The sequence below is a fragment of the Clostridium sp. DFI.1.208 genome, assembly GCF_024463855.1.
GTDB lineage: Bacteria > Bacillota_I > Bacilli_A > Erysipelotrichales > Erysipelotrichaceae > Clostridium_AQ.
The window spans coordinates 1-1,682 of the sequence record NZ_JANGCA010000138.1 but is presented as its reverse complement, the minus strand read 5'-3'; the positions used below and the strand labels follow the sequence as shown (position 1 = coordinate 1,682).

Sequence of the window (1,682 nt, the reverse complement as noted above, 5' to 3'; positions counted from 1 at the left end):
CAGATTGTTGACAAAAGCCTATACCTTTTCGTAAGGACATAGGCTTTTTATTGTATATAGGCAATTTTCGAAATGAAATTGTCTTTTTTTGTATATTTTGAAGGATATATTGAATTTTTTGATGACTTTCTTCTATATTTTCCTCTCCAAAGGGACATTTTCTTCAGATTATGGCACGCAAAAATCAACCAAGCATTCTGTTGGTTTTTCTTCAAGCCTTTCAACCTTGTGAAACGTAGTCCATTGTTTTCTTTACAGTCCGCAAATACTCGTTCAATGGTTTCTTTTCTCTGTGGATAAATTTCTTTCCATTCCATAGTATGACGGATTTCATCGGCATATTCTCTAAACTCTTCCCATAGGTGACGTTCGATAACTTTTGTCATGTTCTTACTCTTTGTACATTTGTTTCTAAGAGGACAATCCTTGCAGTCTTTTGGATCCGATTTATATTGTCTGTATCCATTTCTTGTAGTAGTTGTATACATTAGGATCTTATCATTTGGACATAGATAACAGTCGTATTCTTCATCATAGACATATTCGTATTTTTTAAAGAAGCCTTTTTTGGTCATTGGTCTTTTATATGGCATATAAGGAATCTGATCATTTTGTACAATGGCTCTGCATATTGCGGGTGTCATGTATCCGGCATCTAACGAAACATTCTTAATCAGGTATCCATATTTTCCATTGATCAATTCTTCATAGGCATCAAAAAAACTAACACTATCATGTACATTTCCAGGAACTGTTGTAACTGCCAGTACGAACGAATTCTTATCGCAGAAAGTTTGATGCGAGTACGCAAAACATTTCTCCTTTTCACCTTTATGGAAGCAGCCACTTTCTGGATCTATAGTGCTTTCTGTAATTGTTTTAGTTGAAGTTTTTTTTACTTCTTCACCCGTTTCTTCATCATGTACATATTCTGTATGTACCATTGAATCAAAGGACTCTTTACCTATACATTCTCTATCCTCGTTGATTTCAACCAACAGATCATCTTCGTATTTCTTTTTGAGAATCTCTACTTCTTTTTTGACACTTTTTCTTTTATTGGCATTTGCCTTCTGATGCGTACTGTCTCCAAATACCGTTGTGAAATCGACAAAGCCATAATCAACGGCCTGTTCTAGTATTTCCATAAAGATTTCCTGGAATATAGTTGAATCTTTATATCTACGAATATAGTTCTGAGACCATGTAGAAAAGTTTGGAATCTTCTCATCAATACTTAATCCAAGAAACCAGCGATATGCCAAGTTGACTTCGATCTCCTGACATGTCTTGCGCATAGAATTGATTCCAAACACGATATTTATGATAAGCATTTTAAAAAGAACCACAGGATCGATACTCGGTCTGCCGTGACGACTGTAAAGATGCTGAACCTTCGGATAAATAAACCGAAAATCAAGAGCCTCTTCCATCTTACGAACCAAATGATCCTGTGGTACTAATTCATCTAATGTATAGTAAATCATGCAATCTAGTTTTGCATTGTTTCTGTTAGTCATAGCCATTGTGATATCCTCCATAAACCCTCTATAATTATATCATTTTTGGCATAATAAATGGCAGAAACGTCGACTATTTTTGGGTTTATGAAGTACGTTTCTGCCACAGATATTCTATCAGATTTTAAAAAGACTGTCGACAGTCACTTTGTCAACAGTCTG

General features: G+C 35.0%; 1 protein-coding gene. It reads right to left on the bottom strand.

All coding sequences use genetic code 11. The features are described 5' to 3' along the window. Positions 1 to 47 precede the first annotated feature (47 nt). Complete coding sequence (locus NE665_RS23630) at positions 48 to 1,520, bottom strand: IS1182 family transposase (protein ID WP_227163506.1); 1,473 nt, start codon at positions 1,518 to 1,520, stop codon at positions 48 to 50. Between the last annotated feature and the right edge of the window lie 162 nt (positions 1,521 to 1,682).

Coding starts and splice junctions, on each gene's coding strand:
- NE665_RS23630 (WP_227163506.1), bottom strand. CDS start 1,520: ATGACTAACAGAAACAATGCAAAACTAGATTGCATGATTTACTATACA.